The sequence below is a fragment of the Wenzhouxiangella psychrophila genome, assembly GCF_042310375.1.
GTDB lineage: Bacteria > Pseudomonadota > Gammaproteobacteria > Xanthomonadales > Wenzhouxiangellaceae > Wenzhouxiangella.
Genome location: NZ_JBHJMQ010000002.1, coordinates 221119 through 245951, shown reverse-complemented (window position 1 = coordinate 245951; position 24833 = coordinate 221119). Strand labels below are relative to the sequence as shown.

20 protein-coding genes and 1 tRNA gene are annotated in these 24833 nt (G+C 64.3%); 10 read left to right on the top strand and 11 right to left on the bottom strand.

What is annotated here, in order from left to right:
• Nucleotides 1-7: 7 nt before the first annotated feature.
• Complete coding sequence (locus tag ACDC66_RS03780) at nucleotides 8-2032, top strand: alpha/beta hydrolase family protein (protein ID WP_376695342.1); 2025 nt, start codon at nucleotides 8-10, stop codon at nucleotides 2030-2032.
• 173 nt (nucleotides 2033-2205) lie between these two features.
• A complete protein-coding gene (locus ACDC66_RS03775) occupies nucleotides 2206-3585 on the top strand; it encodes a YfcC family protein (protein WP_376695341.1) in 1380 nt (459 codons plus the stop codon).
• Here the strand turns inward: ACDC66_RS03775 and ACDC66_RS03770 are convergent.
• From ACDC66_RS03770 to ACDC66_RS03755, 4 genes are all read right to left on the bottom strand, one after another.
• Entirely contained in the window at nucleotides 3582-4517 is a 936-nt protein-coding gene (locus ACDC66_RS03770) for a ribose-phosphate diphosphokinase (protein ID WP_376695506.1), read from the bottom strand. The two genes, ACDC66_RS03775 and ACDC66_RS03770, sit on opposite strands and share 4 nt — an antisense overlap.
• Nucleotides 4518-4561: 44 nt before the next feature.
• Nucleotides 4562-4638, bottom strand: a tRNA-Gln gene (locus tag ACDC66_RS03765).
• A gap of 94 nt (nucleotides 4639-4732) precedes the next feature.
• Nucleotides 4733-5344: a lipoprotein insertase outer membrane protein LolB gene (gene lolB, locus ACDC66_RS03760; protein WP_376695340.1), complete on the bottom strand. Its 612-nt coding sequence runs from the start codon at nucleotides 5342-5344 to the stop codon at nucleotides 4733-4735.
• Nucleotides 5341-7074 carry a tetratricopeptide repeat protein gene (locus ACDC66_RS03755; RefSeq protein WP_376695339.1) on the bottom strand — a complete coding sequence of 578 codons (1734 nt, stop codon included), beginning with the start codon at nucleotides 7072-7074 and terminating at the stop codon, nucleotides 5341-5343. Before ACDC66_RS03755 ends, lolB begins: the two co-directional genes overlap by 4 nt.
• A gap of 13 nt (nucleotides 7075-7087) precedes the next feature.
• On the opposite strand from ACDC66_RS03755, the gene hemA reads away from it, so the two are divergent.
• The 7 genes from hemA to cydC all read left to right on the top strand — a co-directional run bounded on the left by hemA (nucleotide 7088) and on the right by cydC (nucleotide 15720).
• Nucleotides 7088-8344: a glutamyl-tRNA reductase gene (gene hemA, locus ACDC66_RS03750; RefSeq protein ID WP_376695338.1), complete on the top strand. Its 1257-nt coding sequence runs from the start codon at nucleotides 7088-7090 to the stop codon at nucleotides 8342-8344.
• Nucleotides 8341-9432 carry a peptide chain release factor 1 gene (prfA, locus tag ACDC66_RS03745; RefSeq protein WP_376695337.1) on the top strand — a complete coding sequence of 364 codons (1092 nt, stop codon included), beginning with the start codon at nucleotides 8341-8343 and terminating at the stop codon, nucleotides 9430-9432. Before hemA ends, prfA begins: the two co-directional genes overlap by 4 nt.
• A gap of 5 nt (nucleotides 9433-9437) precedes the next feature.
• Nucleotides 9438-9845, top strand: coding sequence for a secondary thiamine-phosphate synthase enzyme YjbQ (locus tag ACDC66_RS03740; protein WP_376695336.1), 408 nt, complete (start codon nucleotides 9438-9440; stop codon nucleotides 9843-9845).
• Nucleotides 9846-9947: 102 nt separating this feature from the next.
• Nucleotides 9948-11357: a cytochrome ubiquinol oxidase subunit I gene (locus tag ACDC66_RS03735; protein ID WP_376695335.1), complete on the top strand. Its 1410-nt coding sequence runs from the start codon at nucleotides 9948-9950 to the stop codon at nucleotides 11355-11357.
• Nucleotides 11358-11361: 4 nt separating this feature from the next.
• Nucleotides 11362-12369: a cytochrome d ubiquinol oxidase subunit II gene (gene cydB, locus ACDC66_RS03730; protein ID WP_376695334.1), complete on the top strand. Its 1008-nt coding sequence runs from the start codon at nucleotides 11362-11364 to the stop codon at nucleotides 12367-12369.
• A 28-nt stretch (nucleotides 12370-12397) separates the two neighbouring features.
• A complete protein-coding gene (cydD, locus tag ACDC66_RS03725; protein ID WP_376695333.1) occupies nucleotides 12398-14086 on the top strand; it encodes a thiol reductant ABC exporter subunit CydD in 1689 nt (562 codons plus the stop codon).
• Nucleotides 14083-15720, top strand: a complete 1638-nt coding sequence (cydC, locus tag ACDC66_RS03720) for a thiol reductant ABC exporter subunit CydC (protein WP_376695332.1) — start codon at nucleotides 14083-14085, stop codon at nucleotides 15718-15720. The genes cydD and cydC overlap by 4 nt, the downstream gene beginning before the upstream one ends.
• A gap of 157 nt (nucleotides 15721-15877) precedes the next feature.
• Here cydC and ACDC66_RS03715 read toward each other — a convergent pair whose 3' ends face one another.
• The gene (locus tag ACDC66_RS03715) at nucleotides 15878-17032 is read right to left on the bottom strand and encodes a lipoprotein N-acyltransferase Lnb domain-containing protein (protein WP_376695331.1); all 1155 of its coding nucleotides are present in this window, start codon (nucleotides 17030-17032) and stop codon (nucleotides 15878-15880) included.
• 78 nt (nucleotides 17033-17110) lie between these two features.
• Between ACDC66_RS03715 and ACDC66_RS03710 the strand changes: the two genes are divergently transcribed.
• The gene (locus ACDC66_RS03710) at nucleotides 17111-18307 is read left to right on the top strand and encodes a bifunctional alpha/beta hydrolase/OsmC family protein (RefSeq protein ID WP_376695330.1); all 1197 of its coding nucleotides are present in this window, start codon (nucleotides 17111-17113) and stop codon (nucleotides 18305-18307) included.
• Nucleotides 18308-18330: 23 nt separating this feature from the next.
• On the opposite strand, the gene ACDC66_RS03705 is transcribed toward ACDC66_RS03710, so the two are convergent.
• The 6 genes from ACDC66_RS03705 to dnaB all read right to left on the bottom strand — a co-directional run bounded on the left by ACDC66_RS03705 (nucleotide 18331) and on the right by dnaB (nucleotide 24800).
• Nucleotides 18331-19179, bottom strand: a complete 849-nt coding sequence (locus tag ACDC66_RS03705) for an HlyC/CorC family transporter (protein ID WP_376695329.1) — start codon at nucleotides 19177-19179, stop codon at nucleotides 18331-18333.
• 52 nt (nucleotides 19180-19231) lie between these two features.
• Nucleotides 19232-19717 (bottom strand): rRNA maturation RNase YbeY, encoded by a 486-nt coding sequence (gene ybeY, locus ACDC66_RS03700; protein ID WP_376695328.1) that lies wholly within the window; start codon nucleotides 19715-19717, stop codon nucleotides 19232-19234.
• The gene (locus ACDC66_RS03695; RefSeq protein ID WP_376695327.1) at nucleotides 19701-20666 is read right to left on the bottom strand and encodes a PhoH family protein; all 966 of its coding nucleotides are present in this window, start codon (nucleotides 20664-20666) and stop codon (nucleotides 19701-19703) included. The genes ybeY and ACDC66_RS03695 overlap by 17 nt, the downstream gene beginning before the upstream one ends.
• A gap of 266 nt (nucleotides 20667-20932) precedes the next feature.
• Nucleotides 20933-22276 carry a tRNA (N6-isopentenyl adenosine(37)-C2)-methylthiotransferase MiaB gene (gene miaB, locus ACDC66_RS03690; protein ID WP_376695326.1) on the bottom strand — a complete coding sequence of 448 codons (1344 nt, stop codon included), beginning with the start codon at nucleotides 22274-22276 and terminating at the stop codon, nucleotides 20933-20935.
• Nucleotides 22277-22304: 28 nt separating this feature from the next.
• Complete coding sequence (alr, locus tag ACDC66_RS03685) at nucleotides 22305-23414, bottom strand: alanine racemase (protein WP_376695325.1); 1110 nt, start codon at nucleotides 23412-23414, stop codon at nucleotides 22305-22307.
• 12 nt (nucleotides 23415-23426) lie between these two features.
• Nucleotides 23427-24800 (bottom strand): replicative DNA helicase, encoded by a 1374-nt coding sequence (dnaB, locus tag ACDC66_RS03680; protein ID WP_376695324.1) that lies wholly within the window; start codon nucleotides 24798-24800, stop codon nucleotides 23427-23429.
• Between the last annotated feature and the right edge of the window lie 33 nt (nucleotides 24801-24833).

The following is a 24833-nucleotide window of genomic DNA, read 5'->3' as shown; positions in this document are numbered from 1 at the left end:
ACAGCGCTTGATCAAACCTCGAATCGAGCGCTGCATGTACAAGCATTTCCTGATATTCGCAAGCTCCTGCCTGGGCCTGGCCGCCACCATGGCCAATGCAGAAGAAATCCCGACGCGGGCCTTTTTCGACAAGGCCGAGATTCGTTCGATGCAACTCTCGCCGGATGGTAGTCATGCCGCGCTGACCTATGAAGAGGGCAGCGAAGTCCGGCTGGCCGTGATGAACATCGACGAGCGCGAGATCGTCACCTTCTTCGAGTTCGGTGAGAACAAGCACGTGCTGTCCTACTGGTGGGCGAGCAATGAACGGATCGTCATGGCCGTCGGTGAAGTGACCGGCAACCTGGACAACAAGGGGCGCCCGTCCTACTGGTACGGCGCCAATCGAGACGGATCGCATCGCACCCAGATCTACGATGCGCAGAACTCGCGCTACACCGTGCTCGACCCCCTGCCCGAGGACGATCGACACATGCTGATCGCGCGCTATCACCAGGGCGACCGGGGCGTACCCAAGGCCAACCTGCTCGATATCTTCGACGGCGAGTTGAGCTACGTGGGCGATCAACCCGTCGACGACGACATGGTCGCACTGGTCGCCGACAATTCCGGTGAAGTGCGTGCAGCAGCGGCCGTGAAGATGGGCGAGACCCTCGACGATCGCGAGATCCGTATCTACGTCAAGCACGGCGGCGAGTGGCAATCACTCGACGTGGACTCCGAGCGACCGTCGCCGGCGATCGACTTCCTGGGATTCTCCAAGGACAACACCAAGGCCTACCTGTCCTCGAATCACGACATGGCGGAGAACGATCGCCAGGGCGTCTTTCGTTATCACTTCAACAGCGGCGAGCTCGAGCTGCTTCATCGGGACCCGGATGTTGACGTTTCTGGCCTCCTGTACAGTACGACAGGCGAAGTCCTCGGCGCTTACAGCAGCTTTGGGCCCATGCGTTACACCCTGTTCGAAGAAGCGATCGAAGAGCACCCGGAACAGGTCGGCACACTCAAAAGCCTGGCCGTCACCTTTCCGGAAAGCGATGTGCGCATCGTCTCGACCTCTGAAGACGGAAAACGCGCGGTTGTCTACGTGACAAGCGATACCAACCCGGGCGACTTCTATCTGTTCGATACCGAATCGAAGCAGCTGCAATTTCTCAATGCCGCCCTGCCCGAGCTCCCCAAGGAAGAGCTGGTGGACATGAAGCCCGTTCGAATCGAGGCCAGGGACGGCCTGGAACTGCACGCCTTCCTGACGCTGCCGGATGATCAGAACGAAAACCTGCCGCTGGTGCTCAACGTTCACGGCGGTCCCTTCGGTCCCTACGATTCCTGGGGCTTCAACCGCGAAGCGCAGTTCCTCGCGCACCACGGTTATGCCACGCTGCAGGTCAACTTCCGCGGCTCAGGCGGCCGCGGCGAGGATTTCATGCGCGCCGGCTGGAAGGAATGGGGCGGCAAGATGCAGGACGACCTCACAGACGCTACGAACTGGGCGATCGAACAAGGCATTGCCGACGAGGACCGGATCTGCATCTACGGCGGCAGCTATGGCGGCTACGCCTCGCTCATGGGCGTCGCCAAGGAGCCTGACCTGTACCAGTGCGCAATCGGCTATGTCGGCGTCTACGACCTGCCCTGGTTCCGCAGCGGCGACGGTAGCGATTTCTCGAGCCAGCAAGCCGCCGGGCGCGAGGGCCGAAAATCCTTTGAACGCTTCATGTCGACGGCCGTGGGCGACGATGAAGAAGAACTGCGCGCCAACTCGCCGGTGCACAACGTCGACAAGATCAAAGCGGACCTGCTTCTCGTTCACGGCGGCAGCGACGTCCGCGTGGTGATCGGCCACTTCGAGCGCTTGCGCGAAGCGCTCGACGATATCGGCAAGGACTATGAGTGGATGGTCAAGGAAGAGGAAGGCCACGGTTTCTACGACGTGGATAATCGCGTGGATTTCTACAGCAAGATGCTCGACTTCCTGGACAGAAACATCGGCCCGGAAGCTTCGGCCGATACGGCATCGGCTGATTAGGTGCCATTTGCAGTGGAACCAGTAATCGCCGGAGGGTAAAGAGGAACCACGGAAGGCACGGAAAGCACGGAAAAACATCTTGTTCATTCAGTGCATTCCGTGAATTCCGTGGTTTCATTATTTGGTTTTAGGCTCATGGCGTTAAACTTGAGTCCTCGAGGGAGAACAAGCCAATGACGAAGACGCTGCGGATGCCGCACACGCTGGTGCTGATGTTCATCATGATGATCGTCGCGCTGGTGCTGACCTGGGTGCTGCCCGCCGGCAGCTTCGAAACCGTCACCAACGACAGCGGCCGCGAAGTCGTCCAGCCGGGCACGTTCAGCCTGATCGAAGACGCCGATACGCTTGCACCCTGGCACCTGTTTACGGCCGTCCCGCGGGCCATGGCCGATGTTCAGGGCATCATTTTCTTCGTGCTGCTCATCGGCGGCGCCCTGGCGGTCATCCGCAAGACCGGCGCCATCGAAGCTTTTCTCGGCACGGTCATTCAGCGCTTCGGCAGCAATGCCTTCTGGCTCATCTCGCTGGGCGTGTTCCTGTTCGCCGCCGCCTCGGCCACGCTCGGCATGGCCGAAGAGTACATTCCGCTGGCGGCCATCCTGATTTCATTGTGCGTGGCCATGCGCATGGACACGGTCGCCGCCATCGGCATCATGGTGGTCGGCTATTGCGTCGGCTACGGGGCAGCGATCCTCAATCCCTTCACCCTGTTCATCGCCCAGGACATCGCCGAGCTGCAGCCGGGCTCGGGCATCCAGTATCGAGCGATCATTTTCTGGCCCTTCCTGGCGATCGGAATTCATCACGTCTGGTCCTACGCGCGCAAGGTTCAGCGCGACCCGGAAGCCAGCCTGGTCCACGGAATCGAATCGGCCCAGCCGCCGGCGCAAAGCGAACTGCCTGAATTGACCGGCAAGCGACGGGCGATCCTCGCCGTCACCGCCCTTGCCCTGAGCGTTCTGGTCTACGGCATCGTGGCACACGGCTGGTACCTGGTGGAGCTGGGTGCGATGTTCATCGCCCTGGCCGTCGCAGTGGCCCTGATCGACCGTATGTCCTTCGACGACCTGGCCAAGACCTTCTCACTCGGCGCTTCCGAGCTGGCCGGAACGGCGATCCTGATCGGTTTCGCCAAATCAATCGCCCTGATTCTCGAAGACGGCCAGGTCCTGCACACCATCGTCAACGCCATGGCCTCGCCCCTGATCGGCCTGCCGGCGGAAGTGTCGGCCGTCGGCATGCTGGGCATCCAGAGCGTGATGAACATCTTCGTGTCATCGGGCAGCGGCCAGGCCTACCTGACCATGCCCCTGATGGCGCCGATCGGCGACCTGGTGGGCATCACGCGCCAGGTCTCGGTGCTCGCCTACCAGTTCGGCGACGGGTTCATGAACATGATCGTGCCGACCAACCCCGTCCTGATGGGCATCCTCGGCCTGGCGGGCATCCCCTACGACCGCTGGTTCCGCTTCATCTTTCCGCTGATCATCAAGCTGCTGGCAGCAGCGGCCGTGGCAATGGTGATTGCCGTACAGATTGGGTACAACTAATCCACATATAGCGAACTGACCGACTCGCCTTCGGCCATGCGCCTGATGGTCTCGGCCAGCATCTGGGCAACCGACAACTGGCGGATGCGGCCGGTGTCTCGCGCAGCCTGGCTCAGCGGGATGGTATCGGTGACGACGATTTCGTCGATGCGCGAGTTGTTGATGTTTTCAATCGCCTTGCCCGACAGCACCGGGTGCACGCAGTAGGCGACGACTTTCTGCGCGCCCTTGTCCTTGAGCGCCCCGGCGGCCGAGCACAGCGTGCCGGCGGTGTCGATCATGTCGTCGACCAGCACGCAGATCTTGCCTTCGACATCCCCGATGAGATTCATGACCGTCGCCTCATTGGCACGCGGACGGCGTTTGTCGATGATGGCCAGCTCGCAGTCGAGGCGCTTGGCGATGGCGCGGGCGCGGACCACGCCGCCGACGTCGGGCGAGACGACGATGATCTCCTCGGAGGTGTAGTGCTTCCAGATGTCGGCCAGGGTCAGTGGCGAGGCGTAGACATTGTCGACCGGCACGTCGAAGAAACCCTGGATCTGGTCGGCGTGCAGGTCGACCGTCACGACCCGGTCGGTGCCGGCCACCGAGATCATTCGGGCAGCCACCTTGGATGTGATCGGCACGCGCGAAGATCGGGGGCGACGATCCTGTCGGGCATAGCCGAAGTAGGGAATGATCGAGGTTACGCGGTAGGCCGAAGCGCGCTTGAGCGCGTCGATCATCACCAGCAACTCCATGAAGTTCTCGGCCGTCGGCTGGCAAGTCGGCTGGATCACGTAAATATCGCGACCGCGCACGTTTTCCATGATTTCGACCATGACTTCGCCGTCGCTGAAGCTACCGACGTTGGCACGGCCCATGGGTACACCCAGATTTTCGGCGATGGCCTGGGCGAGTTCCGGGTTTGCATTCCCGGCAAATACCATCAGCGAGGGATGACTCAAGAAAACACCCTATTTGTGGCTAAAAATGGCAGGGACGGCAGGACTCGAACCTGCGAATGCGGGGATCAAAACCCCGTGCCTTAACCAACTTGGCGACGTCCCTGCAGGTGAAACTCTGTGCCGGTGCACCGGTCGGCACCACCGGTCGCGATGGCGGGCATTATAACGATTTTTTACCGCGCTTCGACCCCGAAGCGTTATTCGGATGCACCGAACCGCCAATTCCGGATGACCAGGCGGACCGTGTACTCATCCGACCGGGCTTCCATGCGGGTTGGAAGCAAGCGGCCCTCGACCTGGTTGAAATGCTGGTACTCCAGCATCCACACGGGGCCGGTTACCCCCGCCAGGGTGCCGTCGTCGGCAAACCGGATATCGCCGCCACCCGGCGGGACCAGCCCGCGAATCCACCACGAAAGCGCGTATACCGGGATAGGCCAGCCCACCGCCCGCTCGACCAGCGGATCAGGGTTGGAACCACTCAGGCGGCCCACTTCGCTGCCCTGGAGCACTGCGTCATCAGGCGAAAATCTCAACCGCCACTGGCGTCCACCGGCGGAAGTACGCAGATGGATGCGATGCTCGTCACCCTCGGCCTCCCAGCTGAAACCGAGAGAACCACCCCGCTGGCCGTCGCTCAGGCTTACCCGGCCCGAAATCTGCCACTGCGGGTGTTCATCAAACCACGACTGCCGCTCCTCGAGCCAGGCGCCCGCCGGGCGCTGTTCGCGCGTGGCGCAGGCCGCCAGCACCAGGCAGGCAGCCAGTACGATGGCGATTCGCCCGACAGAACCGAATCGTTCGCTCATGGCAGCCGGTCGAGGCGATCCAGGGTGGCGCGAAGGTAGTCGTCTTCGGGATAGTCAGCCAGCGCCCGTTCTGTCAGGTCGGCCGCTTCTTCATCCTGCCCGAGGTGATCGAGCACCTCGATCAGGTGCGCCATGATTTCCGGATTCTCGTCGCCTTCGAGTGCCCGGCGAAGATAGCCGACGGCTTCTTCGCTGCGGCCGAGCCGGTAAAGCACCCAGCCCATGGAATCGAGCGTCGCCGCGTCTTCGGGATCCAGCTCGAGCGCGCGCTTGATCAGGCGATAGGCTTCCTGATGGCGGTCGGTGAGATCGGTCAGCGTGTAGCCAAGGGCGTTGAGGGCCATGGCATTGTCGCCGTCCATCTGGATGACCCGGCGCAGGTCCTGTTCGGCGAGATCGACATTCCCGGCCGAAGCCGCGGCCAGGGCCCGTGCGTAGAGAAGCTCCGTGCTGCCACGGGATTCCGCCAGCGGCTTGCCGAGCAGCTCGACCGCGTCGGTCGCTCGGCCGTTACTGCGCAGCATTTCGGCCTCGATCAGCCAGGTATCGAGCACCATCTCGTCATCACCCTGTTCCCGCAACTCGGTCAGAATCTCGCGACCGGCCTCGACACGACCCATTCGGCCCAATATGGCGGCCCGGCGCAGCATCGAATCTTCCTGACGGGCAGGGTCATCGACCCGCTCGTACCACTCAAGCGCCGCCTCGTCGCGCCCGACCAGCTCGGCAAACTGCGCGAGAAGGTAATCGTGCCCGCTGCGCTGCGCCTCTTCGGGCAGATCCCGCATTCGCTGCCATACGGAATCGGCCTCGGATTCCTGCTCGAGCCGCACCAGGTAGATGCCCAGGGTGTAGAGCGTCTCGCTGTCGGCCGGCAGGGTGCGCAGCAGATCCAGCGCCTCTTCGTTGCGCTCGAGCTGTCGCAGCACTTCGGCCTGCGACAGCGCCAGCGAGACGTCTTCGGGACTACGCTTTCTGGCCTTCTCGTACAGTTCGAGTGCCAGCTCGAGGTCGCCTGTATCGGCGGCCAGCTGGGCGGCCCATACCAGGTGCTCGGCTTCATTGCTGGATTCAGCCGCCGCGCGCGAGCGCTCCAGCGCACGCGCCTGCTCGCCCTGGCGCCATAGCAGGATACTTTCAGCGTGCGCGACCTCGCCAGAGGGCGCCAAGTCCCCGTACTCGTCGACGAGCTGCTCGAATGCGTCGCCTGCCGTGGCGTCATTACTCGTGGCAGCCAGCAGCATGGCCGCCCGACGCCACCACCGGGTCGATTCGGCCGAATCTTCCCGATCGAGCCAGTTCGCCATCGCTTCGACGGCTTCTTTCGGCTGCCCCATATTGATGCGGGCTATAATGCGCACGTGGTGGGCCGAGTCGGCATCTTCATCCAGCTCCAGCCAGCGCTCCGCGGCAGTCGCCGCCGTGGGCCAGTTTTCCAGCTGTCCGGCCAGACGCGTCACCATCTGCGCGATCTCGGGGTCGCGGGAAATCCGGGCCGCGGCGAGATATTCTTCCAGCGCCGACTCGTATTCGCCAACATCGACAAGGCGCTCTGCCGTGGTGATGTGAATCATCGCTTCCGAGTCGGCTTGAACATCCTGTGCCTGTGCCGATTCGTCACCACCCTGGCCGCTGGTTGCGCAAGCGCCGAGCCAAAGGCAAAGGCCGCCCGCGAGCAGGCTTCGCTTGATCTGCCGGGCTGCGGGTAGGAAAATTGTACGTTTGTCCATGAACTGGTCCTGCATGTCGCTATTCACCTTGGGAATCAGCCACCAGACCGCGCCGATCAGCATTCGCGAGCGGCTGGCATTTTCGGCTGAAGCACTGCCGGAGGCGCTTGCCTCGCTCGCGGCGGTTCCGGGCGTGGAAGGCTGCGGCATTCTGAGCACCTGCAACCGTACCGAACTCTACGTGTCGTCGGAACAGGCTATCACGCGCAGCTTGATGGATTGGTTGCACGAATGGCATGGTCTGGCACCGGGCCAGTTTCGCGAGCACCTCTATCACCTCGAACATTCCGCCTGCAGCTATCATCTCATTAAAGTGATCTCCGGCATGGACTCGATGATCATCGGCGAACCGCAAGTCGCCGGCCAGGCCAAGCAGGCCTGGCAGCTCGCCCAGGCCGCCGATACCCTCGACAGCCGCCTCGACCGCATGTTCCAGCACGCTTTCGCCGCCGCCAAGCGCGTTCGAAGCGAAACCGGCATCGGGCGCGACCCCGTCACCCTGCCCTTCGCAGCGCTGCGACTGGCTCGGCAGATTTTCGGCGAAATCGATGCGCTGCGGGTGCTCCTTATCGGTGCCGGGGACATGATCGAGGACTGCGCCACGCATTTTCACGCCAGCGGCGTGAACAGCCTGACCATCGCCAACCGCAGCGAAGATCGCGCCGGCCGACTGGCCGAACGCTTTGGCGCCCGGGCGGCCACGCTCGATGCCCTGCCCGAGCTGCTGGGTGAAAGCGACCTGGTCATCGCCTGCACCGCCAGCCCCAGGACCATCATCGATCGCCAGATGTTCCGCGATGCCCTTCGCAAGCGGCGCCGTCAACCGATGTTCGCGCTCGACCTGTCGGTCCCACGCAACATCAGCGCCGACAGTACCAGTCTCGACGACCTGTACCTCTACACCATCGACGACTTGCGTGCGATCGTCGAATCCGCCCAGCAGCAACGCCAGGAGTCGCTGCAGAGGGCCAACAGTATCGTCGAGTCGGAAGTGGCCACTTTCGAACGCTGGCTTCGACTCCAGGCCACTTCGGGCACGCTCAAGCAGCTGCGACAGCGCGCCCAGGCCGAGCGAGACCAACTGCTTGAACGCGCCCGCCAGGAGCTCAGCAAGGGCGGCGACCCAGAGGATGTGATGCGCCGGCTGTCGCACCGCCTGGTCAATCGCCTGCTGCACGGCCCCAGCATCAAGGTGCGACAGGCGGCCGAGACCGGCGACGAAGAACTGCTGGCCGCGGCGCGTTTCTACTTCAACGACGACGACTCATGAACCAGGGAATGCGCCAGCGCCTGGACGAGGCCCGGGAACGCTTCGAGGAACTCGAGCACCTGCTTGCCAGCCCGGATGTCATCGGCGACCGTCATCAGTTCGAGCAACTCTCGCGCGAATACGCCGAGCTTGAGCCGGTCATCCAGGTGTGGCAGCAATTTCGCGGCAACGAACGGGCGATGGAAGAGGCGAAGGAGCTGCTCGAGGCCAGTGATGGCGAAATGCGTCAAATGGCCCGCGACGAACTCGGATCGCTGGAGTCGAATAGCGAAGCGCTCGAGCAGCAGTTGCAGAAACTGCTGCTGCCGCGCGACCCCAACGACGAACGCAACATCTTTCTCGAGATCCGTGCCGGCACCGGCGGACAGGAAGCGGGTATCTTCGCCGGCGACCTGCTGCGGATGTACGCGCGCTACGCCGAGCGCCGCGGATGGAAAGTAGAGATCATGTCGGCTCAGGAAAGCGAAGCTGGCGGCTACCGGGAAGTCATCGCGCAAGTGATCGGCAAGGGAGCCTGGTCCAGGCTCAAGTTCGAATCGGGCGTACACCGCGTCCAGCGCGTGCCGGAAACCGAATCACAGGGCCGCATTCACACCTCGGCCTGCACCGTGGCCATCCTGCCCGAAATCGACGACGTCGAAGCAATCGACGTCAATCCCAACGACCTGCGCGTCGACACCTTCCGCTCCTCGGGTGCCGGCGGACAGCACGTCAACACCACCGATTCGGCCATCCGCATCACGCACCTGCCGAGCGGCATCGTGGTCGAATGCCAGGACGAACGTTCGCAGCACAAGAACCGCGCCCGCGCCATGAGCCTGCTCAGCGCCCGCCTGATGGAAGCGCAGGTCCAGCAACAAAAGGACGAGCGCGCCGCCGAGCGCAAGCTCCAGGTGGGTTCGGGCGACCGCTCAGAGCGGATTCGCACCTACAACTTCCCGCAGGGCCGGGTCACCGACCACCGCATCGGACTGACCTTGTATGATCTCGACAAGGTCATCGACGGCGAGCTCGATGCTGTCATCGAACCGCTGGTCGAGGCCCACCAGGCCGAACTGCTGGCCGAGCTCACGGCGCAGGCTCACTGAATGACATGTACCAGACCGAACTGACGATCGAAACGGCGGGACGAGACACCCTCGACATCACGGAGCGCATTGCCCATGAAGTGTCGGCCAGTGGTATCGAATCCGGACTGTGCCACGTCTTCCTCAAGCACACCTCAGCCTCGCTGCTGATCAACGAAAACGCCGATCCGGATGTCCAGCGCGACCTCGAGACCTTCTTTGCCGACCTGGTACCCGACGGCGACGCGCGATTCATTCACCGCGCGGAGGGCGACGACGACATGGCCGCACACGTGCGCCTCGCGCTGACCCATACCGATCTCACCATTCCCGTGACCGCCGGCCGGCTGGCGCTGGGCACCTGGCAGGGGGTCTTCCTGTGGGAACACCGCTACCGGCCCCACCGCCGCCACATCGTGGTCACGATCCGGTAGGTATTATTCGTAGGAGACCGAAGGCCAATAGATTCATTACCCGTTCCTTATATTAGTGATATATAATGTTCGGGCCAACCGCCGGAAAAGGAGTGCACGATCATGGAGCTGGACCCCCTTCTGCTGTCGCGATTCCAGTTTGCCTTCGTGGTGTCGTTCCACGCCATCTTTCCAGTCTTCACGATCGGCCTGGCATCCTACATCGCGGTTCTCGAAGGCCTGTTCTACCGCACCGGCCGGCCCGTCTATCTCAGGCTGTCCCAGTTCTGGACCAAGGTTTTTGCGCTGGTCTTCGGGATGGGGGTGGTGTCCGGCATCGTCATGTCCTTCCAGTTCGGCACCAACTGGAGCACGTTCTCCTACCAGGCCGCGAACTTCTTCGGCCCCGTACTCAGCTACGAGGTCGTGACCGCCTTTTTCCTTGAAGCCACTTTCCTGGGCGTGCTGCTTTTCGGCCGCAACAAGGTACCGCCAGGCGCGCATCTGTTCGCGGCCTGCATGGTCGCAGCCGGGACCTTCATCTCGAGCTTCTGGATCCTGGCGGCCAACAGCTGGATGCACACCCCGGCCGGCGTGGAAATGGTCGACGGCATGTTGAGGGTCACTTCCTGGAGCGAGGCCATCTTCAACTCCTCGCTGCCCTATCGCTTCGCCCACATGGGCCTGGCTTCGTTCATCACCGGTGGCTTCGTCGTCGCCGGGGTCAGCGCGTGGTACCTGCTCAGGGGCCGCCACCGTAACAGCAGCCTGACCGCCCTGAAGATGAGCCTGCTGATGCTGGCCCTGGCCACGCCGCTGCAGCTTTTCGTCGGCGACCTGCACGGCCTCAATACCCTGGAGGAACAGCCCATCAAGGTGGCGGCCATGGAAGGCCACTGGGAAACCAAGCAGGGTGCGCCGCTGATTCTGTTCGCCATACCCGACTCGCGGGCCGAGAAGAACCATTTCGAGATCGGCATTCCCTACCTGGGCAGCCTGATCCTCACCCACAGCCTCGACGGCGAGGTGGCCGGCCTCAAATCCGTTCCCCCCGAGGATCGGCCGCCGGTCGGCATCGTGTTCTGGAGTTTCCGCGTGATGGTCGCCATCGGTGTCCTCTTTATCGTTGTCTCGATCCTCGGCGCCGTTCAGGTCCTCAGGGGCAGGCTCGAACACTCCCCCAGACTGCTGCGCATCATCAGCTGGATGATTCCGCTGCCGTTCGTGGCCGTCCTGGCCGGCTGGTTCGTCACCGAAATCGGGCGCCAGCCGTGGATCATCCAGGGCATCATGCGGGCCAGCGAAGCCGTCACCCCATCGCTCAGCGGGCCGATGGTGCTTGGTACCCTCATCGGCTACATCGCCGTCTACGCCATCGTCTTCGTCTCCGGTCTCATCTACCTGCGCCGCGTGATCCTCACCGGACCGGCGCCCGAAGCGGACCGAGGCGAGATCGAATCGGCCCACGCCAAGCGGCCCTGGTCGGTGCTCAAGGACTCAGACGCGGAAAATCCCGCGGAAGGAAGGAGCTGACATCATGGAACTGTTGGACCTGACCCTGATCTGGATCGTCATCATCGGCATCGGTGTGTTCATGTACGTCCTCATGGACGGCTTCGACCTGGGTGTCGGCATTCTCTTTCCCTTCGCGCCCAGCGACTCCGCCCGCGACGATTTGATGAACTCGGTCGCACCCGTCTGGGACGGCAACGAAACCTGGCTGATTCTCGGCGGCGCCGGGCTTCTGGCCGCCTTCCCCCTGGTCTACACGGTCTTTTTGCCGGCGCTCTACATCGGCGTGTTCCTGTTGCTCGCCGGGCTGATTTTCCGCGGCGTCGCCTTCGAGTTCCGCTTCAAGTCCCGGAATAACCGGCACTGGTGGGATCGCAGCTTTGCCATCGGTTCGACGGTGGCCGCCTTCGCCCAGGGGGCGGTGGTCGGCGCCTATATTCAGGGCTTCGAGGTTGAAGGCTTTTCCTACGTCGGCGGCCCCTTCGACTGGCTCACGCCCTTCACGGTCATGACGGGCCTGGGCGTGGTCGCCGGTTACGCTCTGCTGGGCGCGACCTGGGCTATTCTCAAGACCGAAGGCGAGACCCGAGACTGGGCCTATCGCATGGCACCCACTCTGCTCGCCGTGGTCATGGGCTTTTTCGTCCTGGTCAGCATCTGGACGCCGCTGGCCAGTGAACACGTGCGCGAGCGCTGGTTCGACCAGGTTTCCGTACTCTGGATCTTCCCCGTCCTGACTGTACTGGCCGCCGCCTGGGTCTGGCGCAAGCTGCAGCAGCGTTCGGATGCGTCGCCCTTTATCGGCTCGATGGCCCTGTTCGCGCTGTTCTACTTTGGCCTGCTGGCCTCGATGTGGCCTTACGCGGTCCCGCCGGAACACACCTTCTGGGATGCCGCCTCGGACCCGGGCGCCCAGCTGTTCCTGCTGCTGGGAGTGCTGTTCCTGCTGCCGATCATCCTTGGCTACACGGCGTGGTCCTACTGGGTGTTCCGCGGCAAGATCCGCCCGGGAGAAGGCTACGCGGACCACTGAGCGCGGCAGCGAGAGCGTCGGTTATCGCGTGCGCAACGAAAGCCAATGGCTGGCGGCGCGGGAGCCGCGCGGATTCCGCGCCGGACTGACCGCCTTCTCGCTGCTCCAGGCCGGCCTGATCGCCGTCCAGGCCTGGCTGCTTGCGACCGTCGTCCATGCCGTCCTGATCGAAAATCGCCCGATCACCGGCCTGGTCACCACCCTGGCGGCCCTGCTGGGCATATTCCTGCTTCGCGCAGGCGCTGAAGCGGCCCGCGGCTGGCTGGCCTCGGGTGCGGCAGCGCGGATCCAGCGCGATTTGCGACCGCGCCTGTTCCGGCACATCGGTGAAGCCGGGCCGGGCTTTGCCGCGCGCGCCGGCGCCGGCGCCCTGTCGACCACCCTGATCGAGCAGGTCGACCTGCTCGAGCGCTGGTACGGGCGCTTCCTGCCCACCGTGATCGGCGCTGCCGTGACGATTCCCGTGCTGCTGGTGGCAGTGATCTGGAAAGACTGGCTGGCCGGCGCCTTTCTCGCCCTGGCCGCTCCGCTGATTCCGCTGTTCATGGTCCTGGTCGGTTGGGGCGCGGAACAGGCCAGCCGCGATCAGCAGCGCGAACTGGTCCGGCTGGGCGGGGTCTTCCTCGACCGCTTGCGCGGCCTCGACACCATCCGGCGTTTCGGCAGTGAAGAACACGAACTCGGTCGTCTGGGCGAGCTGATCGAGGACTTCAGGCAACGCACGCTGGCGGTGCTCAAGATCGCCTTCCTCTCGACCGCCGTACTGGAGTTCTTCGCCGCGGTGGCCATTGCCGCGGTTGCGATCTACGTCGGGCTGGGCCTGCTCGACTACATCCGCTTCGGCCCCGCCCCGGCACTGACCCTGCAGAGCGGTCTGTTCGTGCTCCTGCTCGCGCCCGAGTTCTTTCAGCCGCTCAGGCAGCTATCGCAGGCCTGGCACGATCGCGCCGACGGCCTGGCGGCAGCCGCCGCGATCCATGCCGTTCTGGATGCTCCGCCGGCCCGCCCGGAGCCCGCCGCCCCGGTGACGTACAGGCCGGGTCCGGCCTGCCGCCTGGAAGTCCGCGATCTATCCCTGGCGCGGCCCGGCCGGGGCACGATACTCGCCGGGATCGACTTCACCGCACAAGCCGGCCAGCGCCTGCTCGTGCGGGGCGCCAGCGGCAGCGGCAAATCCACCCTGCTCGACCTTCTCGGGGGCTTCCTGGCGCCCGATGTCGGCAGCATTCGTGTCGACGGCGTCGAGCTTTCGCGCATCGACGCAAGGAGCCTGGCGGACCTGCGTGGCTGGATGGGTCAGCATGGCGGGCTGTTCGAGGGCAGCCTCGCCGACAACATCCGCCTGTCGAAACCCGCGGCCACGGATTCCGAGCTGCACTCGGCCGTCGCCGCCGCCGGCCTCGGCGACTGGATCGATGCCCTGCCGCGCGGCCTGGACACGACCGTGCGGGCCTCCGGCGAAGGACTCTCCGGCGGCCAGGCCAGGCGGGTGCTGCTGGCCCGCGCCCTGCTCCGGCCCCGTCCCCTGCTGCTGCTCGACGAGCCCACCGCCAGCCTGGATGATGAAACCGCCGCCACGCTGTGGCGCACGCTGACCCGGCTGTCGAACGACGGCGGACCGACGATGATCTGCGCCAGTCACGACCCGCTGGCCGAATCCTGGGCCGAACGGATCCTCGAGCTTTCCGGTGGACAGCTCACGGAGGTGCGGCGATGAAGCTGCGTTCGCTCCTCGGCCCGGCCTGGCGGCGTCAATGGCGCTGGCTGGCCCTCGGCATCGCGCTGATGCTGGTCTCGGCGGTCGCCGCGCTGGTCCTGCTGGGACTCTCCGGCTGGCTGATCACCGCCAGCGCCATGGCCGGGCTGGGCATGATCGCCGCGCTCGACATCTTCACCCCCGGCGGCGGCATCCGCCTGGCCGCCGTCACCCGCACAGTGGCGCGCTACGGTGAACGCCTGGCCACGCACCGCGCCACCCTGGGCCTGCTTGCGGCGGTGCGACTGAACCTGATGCGGCGCCTGCTGCGTCTCGACGAACTGCAGCTCAGGCGTCTCGAGCGTGGTGACACTCTCAACCGACTCACACGCGACGTCGAAACGCTCGACCACCTCTTCTCCGGCGTGGCCGGCCCTCTCCTGACCGCGGTCCTGGGCACGCTGGGGGTGTGTCTTGTCCTGCTCTGGCTCACTTCCGGCCAGGCAGCACTGGTCATCGCCACAGCGGGAGTTGCCGGCGCCGTCGTCACCTGGGCAACCGCTCGCGGCGGGCGGCGTCCCGGCCTGGCCCTGGCCCGCCGTGAACCGGCGCTGAGGCGGCATTGCACCGAAAGCCTGGAGGGCCTCAAGTCCCTCATCGCCGAACAACGCATGGCCGAACGCGAGGAGATTCTCGAGCAGCTGTCCACGCACCGCATTGCAAGACAGCGACGGCTGGATCGCCTCGACGTCGCCGGCCGCGCCCTGATCAACGCGACCGGCTACGTCGGTGTCTGGCTCGTGCTGCTGGCGGTGCTGGCCGACCGGACCGGGCAGCAACCGTCCGGCCCGGTGGCGGTCATGGCGGTGATCGTGGCCCTGGGTCTGGTGGAAATCTGGCAGGCGCTGCCGGCGGCCTGGCGGCAGCTGACGCGCTCGCGCATCGCCGCCGATCGAATCGGCGAGCTGGCCGGCCGCGAGGCGACACTCGATGCCGGCGGCGGTGCCGTGCCCGACGCCAGCGATTTCCGGCTCCGGGCGGTGAACTATGCCTGGCCGGGTGCCGCCACCCCCGTCGTCGACGGACTGGATCTCGACATCGCCAACGGCGAGCGCCTGCTGGTGACCGGCGCAAGCGGCAGCGGAAAGACCACCCTGGGCCTGCTATTGATGCGGCAGATCGATCCCGACGGCGGCATCATCCGCTTGGGCGGCCTGGACCTGCGCGATATCGATGCCGATGTGCTCAGACGCCACATCGGCTACCTGCCCCAGCAGCCGGTGGTCTTCGCCGACACCCTGGCGGCGAACCTGCGGGTGGCCGCGCCCGAGGCAAGTGACGCACAGATGAAGGATGCACTGCGCGCGTCGGGCCTGGCCGACTGGCTTCAATCCCTGGAACAGAGCCTGGAGACCTGGCTGGACGAAGGTGGCGCCGGCCTCTCGGGCGGCGAACTGCGCCGAGTCGGCCTGGCGCGCCTGATGCTTGTCGACCCGCCCGCGGTGATCCTCGACGAGCCGACCACCGGCCTGGACAAGGCCACGGCTATCGGCCTGGCCTCGAGCCTCGAACGATGGCTGGAAGGTCGGACGGTAGTGATGATCAGCCACGAGCCCGAATGGCTTCCGCGCTACGACCGGGTGATTCGCCTCTAGTGGGCCATGCGGCTAATTAGGTAACACTCAGAGCCGCTGTGCCGGCGCGACTCGGCGTTGCGCTTCTTGGAAAGGGAACAACCATTCCCTGCGAAACGCGCCTTGATTCGCACCGGCACAGTGGCTCTGAGTGTTACCTAATTAGCCGCATGGCCCACTAGGACAAGCGTGACCGCCAGACCCAGAGCATGGTGGCCAGCAACGGCGCCAGGCCGAACACCAGTTGCGGCCGGTACTGCGGACTGCCCGGCCACGCGAGCACGACGGCGCCGGCGGCTGCAGCGGCGGCAAGCAACCACCACAGCGCGGTGCCGGCATGCCTGGGCAGTGGCAGCAGCATCAGCAGCCAGAAAGGGTTGAGCATGAGCACGGCACGGTTGCCGTCAATGACTTCGTGACCACTGGCGAACCACATCACGAGCACCACGACACCGGCCAGGCCGGTGGCCAGCGCGGCCACACGCCAGGGCAGCAGGGGCCAGAAGCCCGGCTCGAAGCGCAGGGCGAGCGCCACCAGCAGGGCCGCCAGAATCGAAACCAGGCTGTAGGACCACCACTGCAGGGACGGTTCCTCCGGTGCGTCGTGTTGGCGCGAGACGTAGAGCGTATCGCTCTCGACCACCAGAGGCTCGCCATCGATGATGACCGCCGCCATCGAGTCGGCCAGGGCATCGGGGACGAAGGCCTCTTCCCAGGCCGTGCGGGGACGGTCGATCATGGGGCCCAGTAGCGCCATCAGCCCGGAATGCAGCTCCAGGCGGCTTTCGTTGTAGCGCCGGATATGATCGCGGAAATTGAGCCTGGCCGGCGTGGATTCGAGCTGAGCCTTGACCTCGCCGGCGACCACGCGATCGATCAGGTCGCGAAGCCAGGTCGAGCAGTTGGCGAAGAAATAATCGTAGTCGTAGTACTGGGGAATCGGATAGATATTCTCGTGCAGCAGGCGGTGCAGTTCGCTGATCTGCCCGGAATCAAGATCGAGTTTCTGGATGCGAATGGAACGGTCACGCATACGGTAGTAGGCGAACTCGTCTTCCGGCGAAGACGCCGAACCGAAGTACTTCATGATGCCCCGGGCAAAATCGCTGTAGAAACCCGGGCGGTCCATCTCGAAGTAGCCGAAGCTGTAGACGTGGTCGAGACCCAGTTCGGCGTCCCGCAGCCAGATCGCGTTGTGGCCAAAGCGTTCCCAGACTTCCTGGCCGGGCCCATAGGTCACCAGCCAGGCTTCCTGGGCAACGGCGGGCAGCGCCTGGAAGCCGATCACCAGCATGACAAGCAGCCGCAGCCGGGCCGCGATCAATTCCTTCATCCCTCGGATAATCCGTATCGTGCAAAGCGACATTGTGCCCCATACTGCCGCACAACCTCACCCGATATGGCTCCGGAAATGTCCCGAATCCAGTTTGACAATCGCGACGGCGTCACCCTGACGGGCACCCTGGAATTACCCCCTGGTGGCCACTACCGCGCCACGGCGGTATTCGCCCACTGCTTTACCTGCGGCAGGGATATTCGGGCGGCGCGCGAGATTACGCGCGCACTGGCCGACGCCGATTTCGCCGTGTTGCGCTTCGACTTTACCGGTCTGGGCGAAAGCGAGGGCGACTTCGCCGACACGACTTTCTCCAGCAATCTCGACGACCTCGAGGATGCCGCCGGCTATCTCGCCGAAAAGCTCGACGCCCCGCAACTGCTGGTGGGCCATTCGCTCGGTGGCGCGGCCGTGCTGGCAGTGGCCGAGCGCCTCGACAGCGTGCGCGCAGTGGCCACGCTCGCGGCGCCGTCCAGCCCGACCAACGTGCTCAAGCATTTCGACGAACAGCTCGACGAGATTGCCGAGAACGGCAGCGCCGAGGTGGACCTGGCCGGCCGATCGTTCCGCATTCGCCACGACTTCGTCGAGGATGCCCGCTCGCACGACCTGGATGAACGCCTGGCGCAACTCAAGCGCGCGTTGCTGGTGCTCCATTCCCCCCTTGACCGAACCGTGTCGATCGAGCACGCCCAGCGAATCTTTGGCGCGGCCAAGCACCCCAAGAGCTTTGTCAGCCTCGACCACGCCGATCATCTGCTCAGCCGGGTCGAGGACGCAAAGTATGCCGCGACCATGATCGCGGCCTGGGCCGGTCACTTCCTCGAGATCGATCAACCGGAAGACGAGCAAGGCGTGCTCGTGCACGGCCGAACAGCCGACGGATTCCTGTGTCGTTTGCGGGCCGGTCCCCATGCATTGATCGCGGACGAACCGCCGGCCAACGGCGGCAAGGATCATGGGCCAGACCCCTACCAGTACCTCGCTTCGGCGCTGGGTGCGTGCACGGTCATGACGCTCAACATGTACGCACGCCACAAGGACTGGCCGGTCGAGCGCGTCAGCTGCCGGGTCAGGCACGACAAGATTCACGCCGAAGACTGCGAGAGCTGTGAGACGACAGGCGGGAAGATCGACCGGCTCGAACGCGAAATCTCGATCGAGGGAGATATCGATGCCGATCAGCGCCGGCGCATGCTGGAAATCGCCGACCGTTGCCCGGTCCACCGCACGCTCGAATCAGAAATCCAGGTGACTTCGAAGTTAACGTAATTTCGAAGTCGAGGGAGCGCTGATCAGTCGGTCATGACTTCCATGGCGTGAAGCCGGCGATCGTCGGCGCTGGTCACCACGAAGGTCCAGCCGTCGATCGTGACCGACTCACCGGCCTCGGGAAGGCGACCGAATTCGGCCACCACGAGGCCGCCGATGGTGTCGTACTCGTCGTCGCTGTAATCGGTTTCGAATGATTCGTTGAAATCGTCGATGGCCGTCAAGGCCTGGACGAGGTACTTGCCATCCTCCAGACGCTGGATGTCCTGGACCGCGTCGGCGTCGTGCTCGTCATCGATATCGCCGACGATCTCCTCGAGCACGTCCTCGATGGTGATCAGCCCCGAAACCCCGCCGTACTCGTCGACCACAATCGCCATGTGGTTCTTGCTGACGCGGAACTCCCTCAGCAGGACATTGAGACGCTTCGACTCGGGGATGATGACCGGCGTTCGGACCAGGTCGTCCAGGCTCAGGCCGTCGCCGTTGGCGACCAGTTTGAGCAGGTCCTTGGCCAGCAGAATGCCCTTGACCTGGTCGCGATCCTCGCCCACGACGGGAAAGCGGGAATGACCCGACTCGATGATCATGGGCAGAATCTCGTCGAGCGGCGTGCCGTCGGGAATGACCACCATGTGCGAGCGCGGAATCATGACGTCACGCACCTGGAGCTCGTCGACTTCCAGCGCGCCCTCGAGCATGGCCAGCGTGTCGGCCTCGATCAGGCCCTGCTCGCTGACATCGCGCAGCAGCTCGACCAGGTCTTCCCGGCTCCTGGGCTCACTGCCGAAGGCGCGCCCGAGTTTTTCCAGCCAGCCGCGAGAGCTGGCGCCGCTACTATCGTTCGAACTGTCGGTGGATTCGTCGTTCATCTCAGAGAGGATACCGCCTGAATGCCGTCAAGGGCGGCGAATATCCTATTTCTCATTTGTCATGGGTCAAGTACGGGTTGCCAATACCCAGATCGGCCAGGAGCCGGATTTCCCGCGACTCCATGACCTCGGCCTGTTCGGCTGACATGTGGTCGAATCCGCGCAGATGCAAGATACCGTGTATCAGCAGATGGGCAAAATGCGCGCGAATCGACTTGCCCTGCTCGGCGGCCTCGCGCTCGAGGACCGGCGCGCACAGAACGATATCACCCAGGAGTTTGATACCGGTGCCTTCGGGCAGGTCGGCCGGAAAACTGAGCACGTTGGTGGCATAGTCGCGGCCGCGCCAGCGCTCGTTGAGCGCCCGCCCCTCGGGCTCGTCGACAATGCGCAGGTTCAGCACGGGATCGTCGAGTTCGGCCAGTGCCGCCGCGGCGAAGCGACGGACATCCTCGTCGTTGGGCAGCGAGCCCGACTCACACTCGCGCTGAATGGAGAGCCCGGCGGTTGCCGCCGGTCGGTCACTCGTTTCGCTCATCAGCACTCTCGTAGGCCTCGACGATGCGTCGCACGATGGGATGCCGCACCACATCGCGGGCGTCGAAAAACGTCGAGCTCACGCCCTCGACTTCCTTGAGCAGGGCCACCGCCTGGCGCAGGCCGGAACTGACCTTGGGCGGCAGGTCGATCTGGGTGAGGTCGCCGGTAATGACCGCCTTCGAACCGAAGCCGATGCGCGTGAGGAACATCTTCATCTGCTCGGAGGTTGTGTTCTGCGCCTCGTCGAGAATCACGAACGCGTCGTTGAGCGTGCGCCCGCGCATGTAAGCCAGGGGCGCGACCTCGATGACGTTGCGCTCGGTCAGACGCGCCGCCTTCTCGAAGCCGAGCATCTCGTAGAGCGCGTCGTGCAGCGGCCGCAGGTAAGGGTCGACCTTCTGGGCCAGATCCCCGGGCAGGAAGCCCAGGCGCTCACCGGCCTCCACGGCCGGACGCACCAGCACGATACGTTGCACGCGATCGGACTCCAGCGCGTCCACGGCGCAGGCCACCGCCAGGAAGGTCTTGCCCGTACCGGCCGGACCAACGCCGAAGTTGACGTCGCACTTGCCGATACGCTGGATGTAGCGCTTCTGGTTGGGGCCACGACCGCGGATCATGCCGCGGCGGGTGCGGATGCCGACCTCGATCTCCTCGTTCTCGGGCTCGTCCAGGCCGGACTGCTGCAGCTGCAGGTTGACCGCCGCCGGGCTCAGGACCTCGCCCTCGGACTGGCGATAGAGTTCGCGCAACACGCGCCGGGCGGCGCGAACCGCGTCGGGATCACCCTCGATACTGAAGAGGTTGCCGCGTGCAGCGATCGCCACGCCCAGCCTTTTCTCGATCAGGCTGATGTGTTCGTCGAGGTGGCCGCAGAGATTGGCCAGGCGTTCATTGTCGACCGGCTCGAGCTCGAGCGTCACGGCCGTTTCGGGGGCGGCTGACATTTAATGTACCCCGTCGCTGATCCAGTAACTTTCAGCGAGTCGGAAAGCGCTTAGCTGCAAGGCATGTCTCGCCGGGAATGGTGGTGCCATTTTCAAGAGACATAACGCCGCAGATGAGCGCTTTCCGGCTCGCCCTGCGGGAGCGCGCCTGAGCCGACATTGCGGCGTTGCACCCCTTGTAAAGGGCTGGCCATTCACTGCGGGTCGCGCCTTGCACTGTCGGCTCAGGCACGCTCTGAATGTTGCAGGATCAACGACGGGATACATCAGGCAACTGCTTCCTGCGAATGATCCAACCGGCCGCGCAGCGAGTTGGCGAGGGCTTCGGTGACGACGACGTCGACCATCCGGCCGACCAGTTCGGGCGGACCGGGAAAATTGACCACACGGTTGTTCTCGGTGCGCCCGGCCAGTTCGTTGGCCTGCTTGCGGCTGGCGCCCTCGACCACGACGCGCTGGCGCGTGCCCACCATCGCCTCGGCATAGGCGCGGGCCTGGTGATTGAGCTGGTCCTGCAGGCGCTTGAGCCGGTCCTTTTTTTCCTCGAGCGAAACATTGTCCGGGAAGGATGCCGCCGGTGTCCCCGGCCGGGCCGAGTAAATGAAGCTGAAGCTCTGGTCGAACTCCAGGGCCTTCACCAGATCCAGGGTCTGCTGGAAGTCGCGCTCGGTCTCGCCGGGAAAACCGACGATGAAATCCGAACTCAGCGCGATATCCGGGCGTACTTCGCGCAGCCGGCGCATCTTCTGCTTGTACTCGAGTATGGTGTGGCCGCGCTTCATCAGCGACAGCACGCGATCGGAACCGGACTGCACCGGCAGGTGCAGGTAGTTGGCCAGCTTGGACACGTCCCCGAAGGCCTCGACCAGGCTGTCGGAGAACTCGACCGGATGCGAGGTGGTGAAACGGATGCGCTCGATGCCCTCGATATGGTCGATGTAGCGAATCAGCAGTGCCAGGTCGGCCGTGCCGCCGTCGTGCATCGGACCACGGTAAGCATTGACGTTCTGGCCCAGCAGGTTGATCTCGACCACGCCCTGGGCGGCCAGCTCCGCGACCTCGGCGATCACGTCGTCGAGTGGGCGGCTGACCTCCTCGCCGCGGGTGTAGGGCACCACGCAGAATGAACAGTACTTTGAGCAGCCCTCCATGATCGATACGAAAGCGCTGCCGCCCTTCTTGCCCGGGGCGGGCAGGTGGTCGAACTTCTCGATTTCGGGAAAGGAGATGTCGATCGCCGGCTTACTGCTCTCGCGCACGCTGTCGAGCATGCCCGGCAGGCGGTGAATGGTCTGCGGACCAAAAACCATGTCAACGAACGGCGAGCGCTTGATGATGTTCTCGCCCTCCTGGCTGGCCACGCAGCCGGCCACGCCGATGACCAGATCAGGACGTTTTTCCTTCAGCGGTCGCCAGCGGCCCAGCTGCGAAAAGACCTTCTCCTGCGCCTTCTCGCGAATCGAGCAGGTGTTGATCAGAATCACGTCGGCCTCGTCGGGGCTGTCGGTCAACGCCAGCCCGTGCGAGTGCGCGAGCACGTCGGCCATCTTGTCCGAGTCGTACTCGTTCATCTGGCAGCCGTGGGTCTGGATGTAGAGCTTGCCCGCCATCAGTTGCTCAAGGATTTGAAAGAACTGGTCATTTTACCGCACGAAGGCCGGTGCTGCCGACCATGGCGCGTCCGCGGAAACGCACGCGACGGGTAATCCGGCAGACCAGTTCATAGGGAATGGTACCCGCGAACTCGGCGACCGTCTCGATCGGCAGGCCCCGCCCCCACAGCACGACCTCGTCGCCGACCTGCGCATCGGGACAGGCCGCGAGATCAATGGTGATCATGTCCATCGACACGCGACCACACATCCGGCAGGCCTCGCCTTCGACCAGTACCGGCGCGCCGTCGGCCATGCTGCGCGGATAGCCGTCTCCGTAACCGATGCTCGCCACGCCCACGCGCATGTCGTGATCAGCCGTGAAACGCGCACCGTAGCCGATGCTCTCGCCGGCGGGAACGTGGTTGATGGCCATCAGTTCGGCGCTCAACGTCATGGCCGGCTCCATCCCGAGGTCCGGGCCCGGCCGCCCCGGCAGGGGTGAAATGCCGTAAAGCACCAGGCCGGCGCGCACCCACTCGAAGCGGGCCTCGGGCAGGCTGATCAGACCGGCGGAATTGGCCAGGCAGCGCTCACCTTCCAGGCCGTTCGTTGCCCGCAGAAAGCGCTCGATCTGCAGCGCATTGAGCGGATGGGAAGCCTCCTCGGCACAAGCCAGATGGCTCATCAGGTTGACCTGCTCAACCCCGGAAATCGCTCGCAGGCGACGGTGCATGTCGGCAGCCGCCTCCGCCGGCACGCCGAGCCGGTGCATTCCGGTATCGATCTTGAGCCAGAGCCGGCTCGCCGGCGAGCGGCCAAAGCGCTCGAGCGCCTCAAGCTGGTGCGGATGGTGAACCGTCAGCTCCAGGCCGAGATCGGCTGCCACCGCCAGGTCGCCGTGGTCTCCAACGCCTTCGAGCAGCAGCACCGGCAGGCCGCTACCAAGGCGGCGGATGGCACGGGCTTCCTCGATCGTGGCCACCGCCAGCATGTCGGCCCGCTCGAGGGCGGGCAGGCACAGATCGATGCGATGGCCGTAAGCATCGGCCTTGACCACCGCCATGATCCGGCTGTCGGACGCGTATTCGCGTACCCGACCCAGATTATGGGCGATCGCATCGGGGTCGATATGGGCAATGGTATTGCGGGCCATGCCTTGACTGAATTAGCCGTCCTGGCCGTAGAAATCCGGTGTGAAATCGCGAAAGCGCACGAATTCACCCTGGAAGGCCAGATCGATCTTGCCGGTGGCGCCGTTACGATGCTTGCCGATGATGATCTCGGCCTTGCCCTTGTCCGCCGAATCCTCGTTGTAGACTTCGTCACGGTAGATGAACAGGATCAGGTCGGCATCCTGCTCGATGGCACCGGATTCGCGCAGGTCGGCCATCTTCGGACGCTTGTCCGGGCGCTGTTCGAGGGCGCGGTTGAGCTGCGAAAGCGCGATCACGGGCACCTTCAGTTCTTTTGCAAGCGCCTTAAGACTCCGGGATATCTCACTGATTTCATTGGTTCTATTCTCGGCGCTTCCGGGCACCTTCATCAGCTGAAGATAGTCCACCAGGATCAGCCCGATGTCATGCTCGCGTTTCATGCGGCGCGCACGCGCACGCATGTCGGTGGGCGTGAGGGATGGCGTCTGGTCGATGAAGATGTTCGCACCCTTGAGCAGGGTCATGGCAGAACGGAGATTGACCCAGTCCTGCCCTTCGAGCCGACCGGTACGCAGGCGCTCCTGGTTGATCTGGCCCAGCGACGAGAACAGGCGCATGACCAGCTGCGTATCGGACATTTCCATCGAGAAGACAGCCACGGGCACCTTGTGCCGGATTGCCGCCCGTTCGGCGATGTTCATGGCGAAGGAGGTCTTGCCCATCGAGGGCCGGCCGGCAACGATAATCAGGTCGGTGTCCTGCAGGCCCGACGTGCGCTCATCGAGCGCAGTGAACCCGGTCGGCACGCCGGTCAGGTCACCCTCGTTCTGCTGCAACTCGTGCAGCAGGTCCATGGCATTGGCCATCACGTCGCGCACGCTGACATAGCCCGAGGCACGGTGCGCGCCCTGATCGGCAATGGCATAGATGCGCTGCTCGGCCTCTTCCAGCACTTCCTTGGAATTGCGACCGGCCGTCTGCAGGGCATTGTCGGCAATCTCGGTGCCGATCTGGATGAGCTGGCGCAGGATCGACTTCTCGCGCACGATTTGCGCGTAGCCGGCGGCATTGGCCGGCCCGGGCGTTTCGTTGGCCAGCATGGTCAGGTAGGCGCCGGAATCGACCTTGTCGAGTTTGCCGTGGCGCGAAAACCATTCGGTCACCGTCACGGCATCGCAGGGTTGCCCGTCCTGCGCCAGATCGGAAATGGCGCGGAAGATCAGGCGATGATTCTCGCGGTAGAAATCGACCTCGTCGACCTGGTCGGCCACCCGGTCCCAGACGTCCGGCCCCAGCATCAGGGCTCCGAGCAGTGACTGCTCCGCCTCGTTGGAATGCGGCGGCGCCTTGACGTTACTGAGTGTGGAAAGTCGGGGTTCTGCCACTATGCTCTACCACCGGAACGAATACTGCGCGAA